Below are 17,004 nucleotides of genomic sequence, written 5' to 3'. Positions count from 1 at the left end.
GGCTCCTGCAACCATGACAGAAGTCCACGTCCTCGGAATCCGGCACCACGGACCCGGCTCGGCGCACTCCGTTGCCGAGGCGCTCGCCGCCCTCCGGCCGGACCTTGTGCTGGTGGAGGGACCGCCGGAACTGGACCAGGTGATTCCCCTTCTCAGCGACTCGGAGATGGTCCCGCCGGTAGCCGGACTGATTTATGTTCCGGATGAGCCGCGGCTGGCTTCGTTCTACCCGATGGCCAGCTTTTCCCCGGAGTGGGTGGCCATCCGCTGGGCGCTGTCCACGGGCGCGCAGGTGCGCGCCATCGACCTGCCCGCGGCGCATACGTTCGCGCTGCGGGAGGCGGGTGACGTCCCGCCGTCGGACGAGGCGCCTTCGGAGGAGGCGCCGGCAGAGGCGGAACCGCTAGTGGCGGACGACGGCGGCTCCTCCTCCGCGGGTTCCCGCCCCTACCGGCCGGACGCCATCGGGATCCTCGCCCGCGCGGCCGGGTACAGCGATGCCGAGCGCTGGTGGGAGGACGCCGTGGAGCACCGCCACAGCGACCCGGTGGAGCGGTTCGAGGCGCTGACTGAAGCGATTGCCGAGATCCGGGCTGCCGATGACAGGCCGGCCCACCATGCTGATGTGCTGGAAAACAACAGGCGGGAAGCGTCGATGCGGCGGCTGCTCCGGGCCGCCCTCCGCGAGGGGCACGCCCGCATTGCCGTGGTGTGCGGCGCCTACCATGCACCGGCACTGGTGCCCGCCCACTTTCCGCCGGCCGCCGCCGACCATAAGGTCCTGGCCGGCCTGCCCAAAACGAAGATCGCCGTGACGTGGGTGCCCTGGACCTCGGGCCGGCTCAGCCTGGCCAGCGGGTACGGCGCCGGCGTCACCGCACCCGGCTGGTACCAGCATCTGTTCACCCACTCGATGGGGAAAGACCCGGGCGCGGACGTCTCCACCACCTGGCTGGTCCGGGTGGCGCGCGCGTTGCGCGGCGAGAGCCTGGACGCGTCAACGGCATCAGTGGTGGAGGCAACAAGGATGGCGGACGCGCTCGCCGCTGTCCGCGGACGGCCCAGTCCGGGACTGGCAGAACTTGACGATGCCGCCCAGGCGGTGCTGTGCGACGGATCGCCGCTGCCGCTGGCCCAGGTGCACCGGGAGCTGACCGTGGGACTCGAGCTGGGAACCGTGCCTGATTCCGCACCCACCGTCCCCCTCGCCGCAGATCTTGCCGCCACCCAGCGCAGGCTGCGGTGGAAGCCAAGCGCCATGGAGGAGGTCCTGGCCCTGGACCTGCGCAAGCCCGCACAGCTGGCCCGCTCCGTGCTGCTGCACCGGCTGGCGCTGCTCGGGGTGGCCTGGGGAATTCCGGCCGAAACGGGCCGGACCCTGGGCACATTCAAGGAAGCGTGGACCCTGCAGTGGAGGCCGGAGCTGGCCATCGCCGTGGTGGAGGCCGGCCGGTACGGCACCACCGTGGCCGCGGCCGCCTCGGCCTATGTTGCTGAGCGCGCCCGGGAAGACGCCAACTTGGGAAGCCTGAGCGGATTACTCGCGAACTGCCTCCTCGCCGACCTCCCGGAGGGAATCGGTGCCGTGGTCTCGGTCCTCGCCGAGCGGACTGCCCTGCAGCAGGACGTCGCCCCGCTTCTGGAAACAGTCGCGCCCCTGGCCCGCACCTGCCGGTACGGCAATGTGCGCGGTGTGGACGTGACGGGGGTGCGGAAGATCCTGGACACTACAGTGGTGCGCGCCTGCGTAGGCCTGCCGACGGCGTGCGCCGGCCTGGATGATGAAGCCGCGGACGTGATGCGGCGCGCCATCGACTCCGCACAGCACGGGCTGTCCCTGGTGCCGGACCTTCCCCTGGATGACTGGCACAGGGCCCTGTCCGCCGTCGCGGGCTCGGACCTGATCCATGGAGCGGTGGCGGGACGGGCCACCCGGCTGCTGCTGGATGCGGGACTGGTTGAACCGGACCAGGTTGCCGCACGGCTCAGCCGCCGGCTCTCCGTTGCCACCCCCGCGAGGGAAGCCGCGGCCTGGCTTGATGGCGTGGTCTCCGGCGACGCAACGCTGCTGATCTACGATCCGCGGCTCCTGCAGCTGGTGGACCGCTGGGTGGCCGGCGTGGAGGACGAGACCTTCGACGACGTCCTGCCGCTCCTGCGCAGGACGTTTTCGGCGTTCAGCGAGCCTGAACGGCGGGAGATCGGCGAGCAAGTGACACGGATTGGCGGCAGCGTCCAGGCCGGAAACGAAGATCTGCCGGACCTGGCGGCGGCGGGCCCCGCGGTCCGGACAATGGCCCGGTACCTCGGATGGGAGGTGGTGGCGTGACGGAGCGCGATGACAGCAGCCGCGGACGCCTGGCCCGCTGGCGGCTGGTGCTTGGCGGGCACGGGGCCGATGGCATCAGGGACGGCCAAGGCGACAAGGTGGAGCTTTCGGCCGCCGATGCCCGGCGCGACCACGCCCTGGAGGAGTTATACGGGGAGGACCAGCGCCGCCGCGGCGGCCTCGGGGCCTCCAGCCCCCGCGTGTCGCGCTGGCTGGGCGACATCCGCGGGTACTTCCCGTCCAGCGTGGTGCAGGTGATGCAGGCGGACGCCATGGAACGGCTGGGCCTGCGGCAGCTGCTCCTCGAGCCGGAGATGCTCCGGACTGTACAGCCCGACGTCGGCCTTGTCAGTACGCTGATCAGCCTGGGCCGGGTGATTCCCGAGCATTCCCGCGAGACGGCCAGGGCGGTGGTCCGCCAGGTGACCAATGAGTTGGAGGAGCGGCTGCGTGCCAGGACCATCCAGGCGGTCACCGGTGCGCTGAACCGGGCCGCACGGACCAGGCGGCCGCGGCACCAGGACATCGACTGGAACAGGACCATCGCGGCCAACCTCAAGCACTACCAGCCCGAATACAGGACCATCGTGCCCGAGCGGCTGGTGGGGCATGCCCGGCGCAGCACCCAGATCCAGCGTGAGATCATCCTGTGCATCGACCAGTCCGGCTCCATGGCCGAGTCGGTGGTGTACTCCAGTGTGTTCGGGGCAGTGCTCAGCTCCCTGCGCTCGGTGCGCACCCGGCTGGTGGCCTTCGACACCGAAGTGGTGGACCTGACCGATGAACTGGACGATCCGGTGGATGTGCTGTTCGGGGTGCAGCTGGGCGGCGGTACGGACATCAACCGTGCCCTGGCGTATTGCCAGGACCGGATCACCCAGCCCACCGAGACCATCCTGGTGCTCATCAGCGACCTCTACGAAGGCGGCATCGCCGAGGAGATGCTGCGCCGGGCCGCCAGCATCGTCGGGTCCGGCACCACCATGATCGCGCTGCTGGCCCTCAGTGACAGCGGCCACCCGTCCTTCGATGCCAACCACGCGGCAGCCCTCGCCGGAATCGGGGTCCCGGCCTTCGCCTGCACCCCCGACCTGTTCCCCGACCTGATGGCAGCGGCCATCGAACGGCGGGATGTGGGTGAATGGGCTACATCGCACGACATCCCCGCGACGCACGAACCGTGACTTTCGGAGAGCCTCCCTGATGACCGCCTGTGGCACCACAGCACCGCCAGGGCCGGGTCCTGGCACCAGCTCTGGCATAGCGGGCGGATCGGGACGAGAATGGCCTCGTGTTCCGTGCTATCCGCAGCCGGGACAGCGAACCCATGAACGCTGCCGCCCGAAAGATCCAGCGCATCTACCTGACGTTGACGCTGGGCAATACCCTTGCCGCCTCCTTCATCTGGGGCGTCAACACGCTGTTCCTGCTGGACGCGGGCCTCAGCAACTTCGAGGCTTTCGCCGCCAACGCATTCTTCACCGCAGGGATGGTGATTTTCGAGGTTCCCACGGGGGTTGTCGCTGACGGCTGGGGCCGCCGGGCGTCGTTCCTGCTGGGCACCGTAACCCTGGCCGGCTCCACCTACCTCTACTACCTGCTGTGGCAGTTTTCCGCCCCGTTTCCGCTGTGGGCCGTGGTGTCGGTGCTGTTGGGGCTGGGCTTCACCTTCTTCTCGGGCGCCGTTGAGGCGTGGCTCGTCGACGCGCTGCGCTACTCCGGTTACGAGGGCGGCCTGGAGCCGGTGTTCGGGCGGGGGCAGATGGTCTCGGGTATGGCGATGCTCGCCGGTTCGGTAGCCGGCGGCGTGATCGCCCAGGCCACCAGCCTCGGCGTGCCGTTCCTGGTGCGGGTGGGCGTGCTGCTGGCCATGTTCGCTGTGGCCTTCGGCCTGATGCACGACGTCGGATTCACACCCGAGCGCTCCACGCACCCCCTCAAGGCGACGCGCGCTGTCCTGACGGCCTCCATCGATAACGGCCTGAAAATCCCGCCCGTGCGTTACGTAATGCTGGCCTCCCCGTTCAGTGCCGGCGTCGGGATCTATGTCTTCTATGCGCTGCAGCCGTTCCTGCTGGAACTCTACGGCGACCCGCGCGCCTACTCAGTGGCTGGCCTCGCGGCGGCCATCGTGGCCGGTGCCCAAGTGGTGGGCGGCTGGCTGGCGCCCTACGCCAGGAGGCTGTTCCACAAACGGACGTCGGTGCTGATCCTGAGCGGCAGCATCAGTGCGGTGCTCCTGCTGGTGCTCGGCTTCACCCGGGTCTTCTGGCCGGCCCTGGTCCTGCTGACCCTCTGGGCAGTCGTCGACTCGGCCGCCATGCCCGTGCGGCAGGCGTACGTGAACGACATGATCCCGTCGAAGCAGCGGGCCACGGTGCTCAGCTTCGCCTCCCTGATGGGGTCCAGCGGCGGCGTGGTGGTGCAGCCGCTGCTTGGCCGGAGCGCAGACCTCTACGGCTATCCGGCGTCACTGGCCCTGGCCGGAATCTTCCAGAGCCTTGCAGTTCCCTTCCTGGTGGCCAGCAGGCGGCAGGGTGCTCCGGCGGACCGGGCCAATGCACCGGCAGCGCCCTCAGACCAGGGGCCGGCCCAGGACTCCCGCGCCTGACCCGGTGGGTATAGTTGTTGGTCTCCAGACGAGGAAGGCCGCCGCATGATCGAGATCCTGACCCCCGCCGAAGTGATCCGGGCAAGGGAAACAGGAGCCCTCGTCGCCGACATCCTGCAGGCCATCAAGAGCCGCGCCACGGTGGGTACCAACCTCCTGGACATCAACCGGTGGGCCGGGGAAATGATCATCGGCGCCGGGGCGTCATCCTGCTACATCGACTACGAGCCGTCCTTTGGCCGCGGGCCGTTCGGCCACTACATCTGCACAGCGGTCAACGATGCCGTGCTGCACGGAAAGCCCTACAACTACACCCTGGCCGACGGCGACCTGCTCACCCTTGACCTCGCCGTCGTCAAGGGCGGGGTGGCAGCGGACTCCGCCATCAGTTTCATCGTCGGCAGCTCACAGCCGATGGAAAGCATCGCCATGATCGATGCCACTGAACGCGCTTTATATGCCGGCATCGCCGCTGCCGGTCCCGGCGCGCGCATCGGCGATATCTCCCATGCCATCGGTTCGGTCCTCAGCGAGGCCGGCTACCCGATCAACACGCAGTTCGGCGGCCACGGCATCGGCTCAACCATGCACCAGGACCCCCACGTCCCCAACACCGGGCGGCCGGGCCGCGGGTACACGCTGCGACCAGGCCTGCTGCTGGCGCTGGAGCCCTGGGTGATGGCGGACACCGCCGAACTCGTCACCGACGCTGACGGGTGGACCCTCCGCAGCGCCACCGGCTGCCTGACAGCGCACAGCGAGCACACCATCGCGATCACCGGGGACGGTGCCGAGATCCTCACCCTGCCCACGCCGGCGCAACAGTAGGACGGTCAGCGGTCCCAGGACGTCCAGTCGGCGTCGTCGAACGCCTGTCCGCGGAAGTGCGCCCGCAGGTACTCCCCCACCACCGCAGCCCCCAGCCCGCCGACGTCGGGCGCCACCACCCTGGCCCCCACCCGCCGGGCCATGCGCTGCACGAACCGCTCCAGGCTGGGATCATTGCCGAGCCGGAAGAACGTGGTTTGGGTGCCGCCGCGGCCCAGCCGGTCGAGCTCCGCCACCGTGACCCGGATGGTTTCCGGATCCGAGGGCCAGCAGAACCACGGCTCGCCATCGGGCAGCAGGTGGGCGGTGGGTTCGCCGTCGGTCACCAGCAGCAGGACGTGCTGCATTGACGGGTGCCGGCGGAAGAAACGGCCGGCCAGCAGCAGGCCGTGGTGCAGGTTGGTGCCCTGTTCCCGCCGCGACGGCAGTGCCGTCAGCTCGGCGATGTCCATGGACCGGGCATAGCGCCCGAACGTGATCAGCTCCAGCCGGTCGCCGCGGAAGCGCGTGGAGATGAGGTGGTGCAGGGCCAGGGCGGTGCGCTTCATCGGCACCCAGCGCCCCTCGGCAGCCATGGAGAAGGAGACGTCAACCAGCAGGACGACGGCGGCCTGGGTGCGTGCCTCGGTTTCGCTGACTTCGATGTCGGCGGCGGTGAGCCGCAGTCCCTGGGCCGGCGTGCCGCCGTCGGCCACCGTGCGGTGGATCGCGTTGGTCATGGTGCGGGTGACGTCCCAGGGCTCGGCGTCCCCGAACTCCCAGGGCCGGCTGGAACCGGTCTGCTCTCCGGCTGCGCCGGCTGTGCGCGTGTCCCGGCGCCCCTGCCGGCCGGACAGCTGCTTCGCGGTGTCCCGCAACAGGGACCTGCCCAGTTGCCGCATGGCCTGCGGGGAGAGCCGCAGGTCGCCGTCACTTCCCTTGCGCAGGTAGCCGCCGTCCTGCATGGCCCGTTCAATCCCGGCCAGGGTGCGGGCCGTGACGGCAGCGTTCTGCCCGAGCTGGCGGGCCAGGGCATCGAGGTCCAGGTCGTCCAGGTTGGATCCGTTGTAGGACTGGGACAGCTGGTCGGCGAGTCCGTCCAGTTCGGCGATGTCCTGGAGTACTCCTGTGCCGTCGCCCAGTCCCAGGCCCTCCTGGCCCTCGAACCGCTCGGATCCGTTCCAGTCCTCACCCGGCCGCAGGGCGCGGAGGCTGTCATCGAGCTGGTCCAGCTGCGCCATCAGTTCCGGCGAGCCGAAAGCCTGGGCCGAAAGCCGCATCAGCTCCTCGCGCTGCTCGGGAGACATCGACTGCAGGAGGCGCTGGGCGGCGGCGGCGCGCCTGGCGAGGGCGTCGATCAGTTCCTCGACCGATTGCGGGTTCTCCGGGAAGAAGTCGCCGTGCTTTGCCATAAAGTCCTGGAAGTCCTGGTCCGTGTCCTCGCCGCGCCGGTGTTTGTCCAGCAGCCCGTTGAGGTCCCGCAGCATCTCTGCCACGGCTGCCTTGTCCTCGTCCGTGGCGTTTTCGAGTGCCTGCTTCATGCCGGCGAACCGCTGGTCGAGGACCTCGCGGCCCAGCAGGTCCTTGATCCGCTCGTAGGCTTCCCGGGCGGTCCCGGACTGCCAGTCATAGGAGGCCAGTTCGTTCACCGCCGCCGCCGTGGACTGCGGCAGGTTCTGCAACTGCATCTCACGGAAGGCCCGGTCGGTGTCATCCATCATCGCGTCGCGGGCGAGCTGCTTGCGTTCCTCCAGCACCGCCGTCTCAAGGAGCTTCTGGACCTCGTTGAGTGTTCCGTCCAGCCGGTGCCGGCCCAGCAGTTCGCTGCGGCGCTGCTGCACACGCCGGGCGAGGTCATCCAGGCCTTCCCGGTCCCGCCCGCCGCGGCGCAGGAACTCCTCCAGCGCATGCCGCGGCGAGTACCCGGCCATCACGTCCTCGGCGACGGCGTCGAGCGCCTCGGCAAGGTCAACCGGCGGCGCGAGCGGATCGGGCCCGCCCGTGTACCGGCCGTACCTGGCGGAGTGGTTGTGGCTGGCCATGACGCCTCCTCTGCTGTGCTCCCGGCTGTACGGCTTCCAGCCCGGCTAGCCGTAGATGGTTTCCTCGTCGTCGGATTCCTTGGAGATCCGGCGGGCGAGGTACAAGCCTTCCAGGGCAAGTTCGATGGCGGCGGCGCGCTGTCCCTGGTTCTTCGCTCCCAGGCGTCCGCTGATCTGGTCGTATAGTCCCGAGCCGTTCAGGGACGGCAGGTTGGCCAGGAACTCATCCGCCGTGACATGGTCCCCGGTGGTGACTGTCCGGTGGCCGTCCAGCGCGGCCACCAGCGGGCCCATGTCGATGCCCTGGAAGTGCGCCCGCACCGCTTCGGCAGTGGCCGTGCGCAGGAGGTGATCGAGGACTGCCTGTTCCCGGCCCTCCTCTCCTGATTCAAATTCGATCTTGCCCGTGAGGACGTCCACCGCGGTGCCGAGGTCCACGATCCTCGCCACGGCTTCGCCTTCCCCGCGCACGCTTGCACGGCGCAGTGCAGCCGCCGCCACCGTTTCAGCGCCGGCGATCGCGAACCGCGCTGAAACGCCGGAGGTCTGGTTGATCGCCGGTGACTGCCGCAGCGCCCGGGTGTAGCGGGCCAGGATTTCGAGGATGACCGGCGGCACGTCGGCCACCAGTTGCCCCTCCTGCCGGATCACCGAGACCTCGTCGTCCAGCTCAAGGGGGTAGTGCGTGCGGATTTCGGCGCCGAAGCGGTCCTTCAACGGGGTGATGATCCGGCCGCGGTTGGTGTAGTCCTCGGGGTTGGCGGAGGCGACAACCAGGACATCCAGTGGCAGCCGCAGCACGTAGCCGCGGATCTGGATGTCACGTTCCTCCATCACGTTGAGCATCGACACCTGGATCCGCTCGGCGAGGTCCGGCAGTTCGTTGATAGCGATGATCCCCCGGTTGGAGCGCGGCACCAGGCCGTAGTGGATGGTTTCAGGATCGCCCAGGCGGCGGCCTTCGGCGACGCGCATCGGGTCCACGTCTCCGATCAGGTCCGCGACTGAGGTGTCCGGGGTGGCCAGCTTCTCCACGTACCGCTCCGAGCGGTGTCGCCATGCCACCCGCATCCGGTCCCCTTCGGTGAGGGCGCGGGCCCGGGACTGCACGGTGATCGGCTCGTAGGGATGCTCGTTCAGCTCCGAATCCTCGATCACAGGAGACCATTCGTCCAGCAACCCCGCGAGCGTGCGCAGGAGCCGCGTCTTGCCCTGCCCGCGCTCTCCGAGCAGGACCACATCGTGGCCGGCGATCAGGGCGCGCTCCAGCTGGGGAATGACCGTGCGGCTGAAGCCGTACAGCCCGGGCCACGGATCGCGGCCTTCGGCGAGCGCGGCGAGCAGGTTGTCGCGGATTTCGTGGCGCAGGTCTTTCTGGACATGCCCGGCTGCACGCAATTCACCAACAGTGAAGATTTCGGGTCGATCAGTCACCACTCCACGGTAGCCCCAGGCCTGCCGGGAATCGAGGAAATTCCGGGAATCATCGCACGCGGTCCCGCCGGCCCATCTACTCTTGTGGTGATGACTGCCCAGCGCACCCTGATTCTCCTGATCCGGCATGGGGAGACGCCAAGCACCGGGAAGGTGCTGCCGGGCCGCGCGCCGGGACTGCACCTGTCCGAGCGGGGCCGGGCCCAGGCCCAACGGGTGTCGGAGCGGCTCGCGGGCTTGCCCGTCGCCGCCATCTACTCCTCGCCCCTGGAACGGACCAGCGAGACGGCGGCTCCCTCCGCCACCAGCGCCGGCTTGCCGCTGAATCACGACGACGGGCTGATCGAATGCGATTTCGGGGACTGGACGGGCGCGCCGCTCGCCGAACTCGCTGCCCTGCCACAGTGGCAGGGAGTGCAGCACAGTCCCTCAACGTTCCGTTTTCCCAACGGGGAAAGCTTCACCCAGATGCAGGCGCGGATGGTTGGCGCACTCGAGGCGCTGCGGGCGGCCCACCCGGGCGCCGTCGTCGTATGTTTCTCCCATGCCGATCCCATCAAAGCGGCCGTGGCGCACGCAATGGGCACACACCTGGACCTGTTCCAGCGGATCATGATCAGCCCGGGATCGGTGTCTGCCATCGAGTATGAGGACGGCCGCCCCGCCGGCAGTGCTGATGGTGAATTCAACGTCGGAGCCGCTGAGCGGGCTGAGGGCGCCGTGATCACCGGGGGTACAAAGCGAGGGGACGGCCGGTGTCCGGGCGGGAACTGATGCTGCTGGCGGAAGGGCGGGTTGACCTCATCGCACGCATCCCCCGCAGCAGCAACGCCACCTTCCTGGTCCGGGTTTCCTGGAACGGGGAGTCCGCCCATGCGGTGTACAAACCGGAGTCCGGGGAACGGCCTTTGTCCGACTTCGAGCCCGGGCTGTACCGGCGCGAGCGCGCGGCGTACCTCCTGAGCGAATACCTGCAGTGGGGCCTGGTGCCACCCACGGTGATCCGCGATGACCCGCCCCTGGGCGTCGGCTCGCTGCAGTGGTTTGTGGCCTGTGACTACCGGGAGCACTATTTCACGTTGTACGGGGATGAGCCGCAAACCCACGGCGACCTGGCCCGGATTGCGCTGTTTGATGTCATCAGCAACAACACCGACCGCAAAAGCGGACATGTGCTGCGGGGCCACGACGGCCGCGTGTGGGGCATCGACCACGGGCTGTGCTTTTCGGCGGACTTCAAACTGCGCACCGTCATCTGGGACTTTGCCGGGAACCCGGTCCCGGACGCCCTGCTGGTGGACATCGCGCCGCTCGCTGAGGAAGTTCCGTCCAACGTGGAGGAACTGCTTTACCCTGCCGAAGTCCGTGCGCTGCGGCGCCGGGTTCAGCGCATATTGAGCAGTGGCGTCCTGCCGGCTGACCCCACCGGCATGCGCTACCCGTGGCCGCTGGTGTAGGTCGGTTCAGCCATGCACTCCACAGCCAGGAACTGGCAGCCCGCAGATCATCTGTCCGAGCCGGCCCCCGGTGTCCATCACGTCCAGGGCCCTGCGTCGAACTGGGTGGTGGTCCGCGACCTGACGGGATTTATGCTCATCGACACCGGCTACCCCTCGGACCGGGAACTGGTCCTGGCGTCCATCCGCCACCTGGGACTGGAGCCCGGCGACGCCCGGGCCGTACTCATCACCCACGGGCACGTGGACCACACCGGCTCCGCAGCCTACTTCGCCAGCACCTACGGGACGCCGGTCCTCTGTGCAGCGGAAGAGCTGGCCCATGTCCAGGGCAAGGAAAAGCACCAGGTCACGTTCGGCCAGGTTATGGTCCGTGCCTGGCGCCCGCGCGTTTTCCGCTGGCTGCTCCACGTCATCCGGTCCGGGGCCCTGAAGGCACAGCCGGCAACGCAGGCCAGTGCCTGGGACGGGGAGACGCTCCGGAACCTGCCAGGCCGGCCCGAAGCCATCCCGGTGCCGGGACACACACCCGGGAACTCCGCGATCCACCTCACGATGGCGGGCGCCGTGGCCGTCGGGGACTGCTTCGTCAGTGGCCATCCGCTGAGCCGGGAGACCGGACCGCAGATGCTCCACCCCATGTACCACTCGGACCCGGCGGCGGCCCTCGAATCTACGCACCGCCTGGCCCGCGTCGACGCGTCCGTGATCCTTCCCGGCCACGGTCCGGCACTGCACATGCCTTTGGCGGACGCCGTCGCGGCCCTCCGCCGCTAGGGTGGTTCCCTACTGCCCCGGAGGCATCACCGGCGGGACGAATTCGAACGTCATCCCCAGGAGCCAGACCAGCAGGAGCACCACCGGCAGGTGGAACACAAACTGCAGGAACGTGAAGCCCACCAGGTCGCGGGCCCGCAGCCTGAGGACCGCCAGCAGCGGCAGCATAAAGAACGGGTTGATGAGGTTCGGCAGCGCCTCGGCGATGTTGTAGATCTGCACCGTCCAGCCAAGGTTCATCTGCACGTCGGTGGCGGACTGCATCACGTACGGCGCCTCCACCAGCCATTTTCCGCCGCCGGACGGTACCAGCAGCCCCAGGACGGCCGTGTAGAGGGCAATCACGACGGCGAACGCACCGTTTCCGCCGATGTCCGAGAAGAACCCGGCCAGGTGGGAGGAGATGGTCATGCCGCCGTGGCCCGTGGCCTTGGTCAGGATTGCTGCCATGGCCGCGTACAGCGGGAACTGGACCAGGATCCCGGCTGTGGCCGGGACAGCCTTGGTGACGGCCTGCAGGAAGTTCCGCGGCGTCCCGTGCAACACCAGGCCCAGGATCAGGAACACCAGCAGGTAGCCGTTCAGGCTGCTCACCACGGTGAGGAACGGTTTGGTCAGGAACTGGGAGACCAGCCAGCCGAGAGTCAGGATGCCGGCAAGGATGGGCAGGATCCGGCTGTATTCGAGCCATTCGCCGGGGCGGGAGCGCGGAGCAGGTTCGCTGGGTTCGTCGTCGAGGTCGACGCCGAGATCCTCCGCCGTGCGGATGGCGCCGCCGCGGGGTGCCGAGAAATGGGCGATCACCGTGGTCAGTGCCATCAGGATGACGAGGGTGAGCAGGGACTGCCAGGTGAAGATGGTTGTGCCGAAGTCGAGGATTCCAGTGATCTTCAGCAGGGCCGGAGGCAGCGAGGCGGCGGTGGCCTGCAGCTGGGCGGCTGAAGAAGACAGGCCCAGTGCCCAGACGGCGCCAAGGCCCATAAACGCGGCCGCGCCGAGCGCCCGGTAGTCCACCGTAAGGTCCTTGCGCCGTGCAATCGCCCTGGCCAGCAGCCCGCCGAAGATCAGGCTCAGGCCCCAGTTCAGGAACGATACGGACATGGACATCAGTGCCACGAAGCTCACTGCCGTGCGGGCCGTAACCGGGATCAGTGCCAGCCGGTTGATGAGCCTCGCCACCGGAGGGGACGTCGCCACCACGTAACCGGTGAGGACCACCATGGCCATCTGCAATGTGAAGGCGGTCAGGTCCCAGAAGCCGTTGCCGAAGGAATCGGCGATGGACTGCGGTGAGGCCCCAATGGCCAGGGCCGCGACGGCAATGATCACCACGCCGGCCAGGGCGAAGATGTAGGCATCCGGGAACCACTTTTCGGTCCAGGCCGCCATCCGCTGGGCAACCCGGGCCAGGGCCTGTTCTTCAGTTGCGCCTTCCGTCAAGACTGTGTTTCCCACAGGAACTACCTCTCCATCGAGTGCCACGTTGTTACCCGAGGGAGCTTAGTGCGGATCAGCACGGAAACCGGTTAATCAGCACTAACCCAGCGTGCCGCGGGTACGCTACACAGCGTCCTGAACGGCGTCCGTGTCGGTGGGCGCGGCGCGGTGGTCCACGCTCGCCGTCAGTTCGTCTATGCGTTCGACTGCCGAGTTGAGCTGCTGGACCGTTGCCCACAGAACGGGCTGCCCGTCACGGATCTCTTCGAGTGTGGCGCCGGCGGACCGCAGGGTGGCGAGGTCGAAACTGACGTTGGTGCGGGCCCCCGTCACTGCTGCCCGCAGGGCGCCGAACGCGACCACTACATCGGCAATGAGGGCCGGGTTCCCGTTGGCGGCAAGCCAGCCGAGGTCTTCAATGGCTTTGACGGCGTGGTCGCCCAGCACTGCCGATGCCTGGGCGGCGTTCACCGACGCCTGCCGGATGGCATCGTCACGTTGCGGCCCCGGTTCGAGGCGGAACGCGGCGCCAAACGCTTCGGAAGCGGCAGCATCGCCGTCGGCAAGTTCAAGCGCGGTCCGGCGCAACGTGCACGCCCGCGCGTGGATGTCCGCCAATTCCTTCCGCTGCTCTTCGCCGGGTTCGGTGTAGCCAGCCACCATGGAGGTCAGCGACGCGGCGATGGCAAGCATCACCCCGGTCCCGGCCCCTCCTCCCGGCGAGCCCTTCGACTCCGCAAGGGCCTGGGTCCATGCTTCAACGGTCGAATCGTGGGTTGTCACCGCTTCAGTTTCAGCCATGGAACCTATTGTCCCCACATGTCTGGCCGATCCCGGGCAACCCGCTCAACCCTTCCGTTCGGCCCGGTAGGCCCGCGGGCTGATGCCATGCAGCCGCCGGAACTGCCGGGAGAAGTAGAACTGGTCAGCCACGCCCACCTCTCGCCCCACCGCCGCAACCGTCAGGTCCGTGGTGTCCAGCAGGAGCCGTGCCCGCGCCATCTTCAGCGCTGTATGGTGGGCCAGCACTCCCCCGCCCGTCGCTTCCCGGAAAATCTTGCTCAGCTGTGAGGACGATACACCCACCAGCGCCGCCAGATCGGACAGCCGGACTGTGCCGTCCACCCTGTCCTCAAGGAACTTCATGGCTTGCTGCAGCGGTGTGCCCTGCCCGGGGACGCGGCGATCCACGGCCAGGGTGGCCAGCAGCTTCCACGCCATCCCGGCCGTGGCCACCAGCCGGGCCGGCGACTGGTCCTGCTCCAGGGCCGAGATGATCTCGTCCAGCATGGCCGTCAGCCTGTCCACGGCCACCAGCGGAATAACGGGACGGTCCGGACGGACGCCCGACTCGGCGACGAGTTCGGCAGCGTCGGAGCCGCGGACGTGGCACCACCAGATAGTCCAGGGGTCGTCCCTGGAGGCACCGTATGCATGTGCCTCCCCCGTACCGCCGGGAAGCACGACGGCGGTGCCCTTCCCGACGTCGAACCGGGCACCTTGTGTTTCCACCCAACCGGTTCCCGCGACGCAGAGGATGACGATGGTTTCCTGCGCGCCCTCGGGACGGTACCGGCCATGGGCCTCAGCGACGGGGAAGACTCCGGCGTCGGTGACCAGCAGCCGGCGCGTGACGGGACGGGCGAGTGCTTCGCGGACCAGCGGCCGCGGCACCACCACCAGCCGCTGGTTCCGGAACCCCGTTGCCCGTTCCACACCCGCTCCTTCCGTCACCAAACGTCCATACTATGGCGGACAGGATCACTCAGGCAGGCTCCTCCTGCCACGCGGCCCAGTGGATCAGTTCCACGCTGTCCAGGGCCGCCAGGTCGCCGTCGGCATCATCGCGCCTGCGCTGGGCCGCCTGAGGCAACCACACCTTCGCGCCCTTCGGCAGGGGAAGGACCTGAAGCAGGACCTCAGCGCCGGGGCCGATTCCGGCGTCGTGCGTTTCAATGATCCAGGGGGAACCGTCCCAGAAGCGGTCGGCAACCACTGTGCCGTCAACGAGCAGTCTGGCGACGTCTCCTGCCCAGGCGATCTCCAGCTCCGCGTGCCCCTCGCCCGCCGGGAAGGGCGCCGTCGACTCAAGCCGGTAGACCTCTGCACGTTCGTCCATGTCCCTGTCAGTGGGAGCGGCCGCCCGGCCGGCAAGGGAGCCGAAGGAAACGGGGACGGGCGCCGCGGCCCGGATGCGTTCGGCAGTAAGGGTTTGGCGCGTTGTTTCCGGGTCGGCCGCGGAGGTCCGCACATCCTCGAACCGGCGGGACTCTGCGGAGTACCGCCGGACCGACGGTGATCCCGGCGACCTTCCGGCCAGGAGTCCGTCCCCGCCGGTCCAGAGCGGATCGGCCGACAGGACCAGCTGCCTTCCGCGCCTTGTATCCAGGACCCAGGCCTGATCCGCCAGTTCAGCCGGCAGGACCAGGATCTTTAGCTCACTGCCCGAGGACCGGGCAGTGAGCGTGGCTGGCCTCGTGGGATCGGTGGCGTAGGCGTTGCCGCCCAGGGCGGCAGCCGGCCCCTCAAGGACTGTTCCTTCAGGGAAACAAAGCTGCGGTTCGATGCCTGCTTCGGCTGCCAGGACCAATGTCGGTGCCGATTCGGGCCCGAGCAGGGTGAGCGGCGATGCCGTGGCCCAGCTTAGGCGGACTCCGGCAGTGTCGAGGTTGACCGGCCACGCGGCGATGGTGCCGGCGGGGATGGTGACAGGCTGTTGGGGAAAAGTCACCCTTACCGCCTCCAGTGACAGGCTGAACTGCGCGCCGCCGTGATCCGGCAGCGGGACGTGGGGCTGGTGCCAGGTGATGAACACGAACCCGGCCGCCCCATCCGAGCGCAGCGCCCAGCGGAGCGTCTCGGAGTCCTCCACACCGGTGGGCACCTGGTCGGGCAGTGTGGACGCCATAGGGGCGAGCCGGTGGCCGAACGCAGCCAGGAACGCGTGCTGCCTGCGCAGCAGTGCAAAGCTGGGTGCGAGCCTGCCGGCGGCGCCAATCGGTGCGTGGAAATCGTAGTCGAACACCGGAAGATCGTTCGGGTAGCCGGTGGCCTGGGATTCCTGCAGGCCGCCGGGAGGGTTGGTTCCGCCCGTGAACATGTAGTATCCCTGCCAGCCGGAGCCGCTGCCGATTTTGTTGTTGGCTACGGCGGCCACGTCCTTGCCCGTGGGCCACGGCCGGCGCTGGTAGGCGGTGGCCATGCCGCCGGTCAGCTCGCAGGTGGCGGGCGGGTAGAGGGCCGACGGCGACCGGGGCGGCTCTGCCCCACTGCCGGAGAAATGCTCGCGGAGGTCGGCGCCGATGCCGGGGTCATCCCACTGGTGGCTGAAGAAGTAGTGCTGCCGGAAGGTGGGATCCCAGGGCGCGTCGGCGTCCACCCAGAAGCCGTCGCCGTAGCCGCCAAAGACCGGCAGGACCTCCTCCTCCGGGATGTCCGCCCCACCCCAGGCTGTGGCGGTCCAGATTGGCGCGCTCAATCCAGCTGCCCGGGCCAGTTTCTTCAGCTCAATAATGTGTCCGGCCTGGTCGTACAGTTCATTCTCCAGCTGGATACCGATGACGTTGCTCTCCGGCCCGGTCAGCCCCGCCAGCTCCGTGCCGAGGCGGTTGAACCAGCGTTCCACCAGGGCCAGGTAGGCGGGATCGTTCGTGCGGTGTTCGACGGCGGCTCCCTGGACCCAGTCCGGGAAGCCGCCGTTGCGGGCCTCGCCGTGCGCCCAGGGCCCAATGCGCAGGACCACGTCCAGCTCCAGGTCCGCGCACAGCCGGACGAAGGCGGCAACATCCAGGTTGCCGTCGAAACGGGCCCTACCTTCGGTCTGCTCATGGTGGATCCAGAAAATGTAGCAGGCCACTACGGTGATGCCGCCCGCTTTCATCAGCCGCAGCCGGTCTTCCCAACGGCCGCGGGGCAGCCTGCTGAAATGGATTTCGCCCGACACTGGTACGGCTGGACTGCCGCCGCATTCGATGTACTGGGTGGTGAGCCGCCATCTGCTGTGGCGGTCCTGGGTGTTGCTCATGGGCGGCAGCTGCAGGGCACGTCCGTGCGGCCGGTGAGTGGCCGTGAGGAGTTCGAGGGTGGTTTGTTCAGGAGGCATGGGGCTCT

At 68.5% G+C, this 17,004-nt stretch carries 12 protein-coding genes and 1 pseudogene; 7 read left to right on the top strand and 6 right to left on the bottom strand.

Translation table 11 applies throughout. The annotated features are described in order from the left end of the window. Positions 1-13: 13 nt before the first annotated feature. From BMX78_RS08830 to map, 4 genes are all read left to right on the top strand, one after another. On the top strand, positions 14-2,329 hold the full coding sequence (locus tag BMX78_RS08830; RefSeq protein ID WP_091418713.1) for a DUF5682 family protein: 2,316 nt from the start codon (positions 14-16) through the stop codon (positions 2,327-2,329). Then, on the top strand, positions 2,326-3,513 hold the full coding sequence (locus BMX78_RS08825) for a VWA domain-containing protein (RefSeq protein ID WP_286138880.1): 1,188 nt from the start codon (positions 2,326-2,328) through the stop codon (positions 3,511-3,513). Before BMX78_RS08830 ends, BMX78_RS08825 begins: the two co-directional genes overlap by 4 nt. 143 nt (positions 3,514-3,656) lie before the next feature. Continuing rightward, positions 3,657-4,940, top strand: a complete 1,284-nt coding sequence (locus BMX78_RS08820) for an MFS transporter (RefSeq protein WP_091418921.1) — start codon at positions 3,657-3,659, stop codon at positions 4,938-4,940. Positions 4,941-4,985: 45 nt separating this feature from the next. After that, a complete protein-coding gene (map, locus tag BMX78_RS08815) occupies positions 4,986-5,768 on the top strand; it encodes a type I methionyl aminopeptidase (RefSeq protein WP_091418709.1) in 783 nt (260 codons plus the stop codon). 5 nt (positions 5,769-5,773) lie between these two features. Here the strand turns inward: map and BMX78_RS08810 are convergent, their stop codons facing one another. Next, a complete protein-coding gene (locus BMX78_RS08810; protein ID WP_091418707.1) occupies positions 5,774-7,789 on the bottom strand; it encodes a vWA domain-containing protein in 2,016 nt (671 codons plus the stop codon). Positions 7,790-7,834: 45 nt separating this feature from the next. Continuing rightward, positions 7,835-9,223, bottom strand: coding sequence for a sigma 54-interacting transcriptional regulator (locus BMX78_RS08805; protein ID WP_091418706.1), 1,389 nt, complete (start codon positions 9,221-9,223; stop codon positions 7,835-7,837). A gap of 90 nt (positions 9,224-9,313) precedes the next feature. Here BMX78_RS08805 and BMX78_RS08800 point away from each other — a divergent pair. The 3 genes and pseudogenes from BMX78_RS08800 (at position 9,314) to BMX78_RS08790 (ending at position 11,457) form a co-directional block, all read left to right on the top strand. Then, positions 9,314-9,947, top strand: a pseudogene (locus BMX78_RS08800) (MSMEG_4193 family putative phosphomutase). A gap of 31 nt (positions 9,948-9,978) precedes the next feature. Further along, the gene (locus BMX78_RS08795) at positions 9,979-10,680 is read left to right on the top strand and encodes an SCO1664 family protein (protein WP_091418703.1); all 702 of its coding nucleotides are present in this window, start codon (positions 9,979-9,981) and stop codon (positions 10,678-10,680) included. 12 nt (positions 10,681-10,692) lie between these two features. Beyond that, a complete protein-coding gene (locus BMX78_RS08790; protein WP_091418701.1) occupies positions 10,693-11,457 on the top strand; it encodes an MBL fold metallo-hydrolase in 765 nt (254 codons plus the stop codon). Positions 11,458-11,466: 9 nt separating this feature from the next. Here the strand turns inward: BMX78_RS08790 and BMX78_RS08785 are convergent, their stop codons facing one another. From BMX78_RS08785 to BMX78_RS08770, 4 genes are all read right to left on the bottom strand, one after another. Next, positions 11,467-12,912 carry a short-chain fatty acid transporter gene (locus BMX78_RS08785; protein WP_091418700.1) on the bottom strand — a complete coding sequence of 482 codons (1,446 nt, stop codon included), beginning with the start codon at positions 12,910-12,912 and terminating at the stop codon, positions 11,467-11,469. 105 nt (positions 12,913-13,017) lie between these two features. Then, complete coding sequence (locus BMX78_RS08780) at positions 13,018-13,695, bottom strand: cyclodeaminase/cyclohydrolase family protein (RefSeq protein WP_091418698.1); 678 nt, start codon at positions 13,693-13,695, stop codon at positions 13,018-13,020. A gap of 45 nt (positions 13,696-13,740) precedes the next feature. Continuing rightward, positions 13,741-14,610, bottom strand: coding sequence for a helix-turn-helix domain-containing protein (locus BMX78_RS08775; RefSeq protein WP_091418696.1), 870 nt, complete (start codon positions 14,608-14,610; stop codon positions 13,741-13,743). A gap of 49 nt (positions 14,611-14,659) precedes the next feature. Then, on the bottom strand, positions 14,660-16,996 hold the full coding sequence (locus BMX78_RS08770; protein WP_091418694.1) for a beta-galactosidase: 2,337 nt from the start codon (positions 16,994-16,996) through the stop codon (positions 14,660-14,662). Positions 16,997-17,004: the final 8 nt, after the last annotated feature.

The sequence above is a fragment of the Arthrobacter sp. OV608 genome (assembly GCA_900110595.1).
Taxonomy (GTDB): Bacteria; Actinomycetota; Actinomycetes; order Actinomycetales; family Micrococcaceae; genus Arthrobacter.
This window is presented reverse-complemented; position numbering and strand designations above follow the sequence as displayed.

Excerpts from the sequence above, each read along its gene's own strand:
- BMX78_RS08820 (WP_091418921.1), top strand. The coding sequence starts at position 3,657 with ATGAACGCTGCCGCCCGAAAGATCCAGCGCATCTACCTGACGTTGACG.
- BMX78_RS08810 (WP_091418707.1), bottom strand. The coding sequence starts at position 7,789 with ATGGCCAGCCACAACCACTCCGCCAGGTACGGCCGGTACACGGGCGGG.
- BMX78_RS08790 (WP_091418701.1), top strand. The coding sequence starts at position 10,693 with ATGCACTCCACAGCCAGGAACTGGCAGCCCGCAGATCATCTGTCCGAG.
- BMX78_RS08770 (WP_091418694.1), bottom strand. The coding sequence starts at position 16,996 with ATGCCTCCTGAACAAACCACCCTCGAACTCCTCACGGCCACTCACCGG.
- map (WP_091418709.1), top strand. The coding sequence starts at position 4,986 with ATGATCGAGATCCTGACCCCCGCCGAAGTGATCCGGGCAAGGGAAACA.
- BMX78_RS08830 (WP_091418713.1), top strand. The coding sequence starts at position 14 with ATGACAGAAGTCCACGTCCTCGGAATCCGGCACCACGGACCCGGCTCG.
- BMX78_RS08780 (WP_091418698.1), bottom strand. The coding sequence starts at position 13,695 with ATGGCTGAAACTGAAGCGGTGACAACCCACGATTCGACCGTTGAAGCA.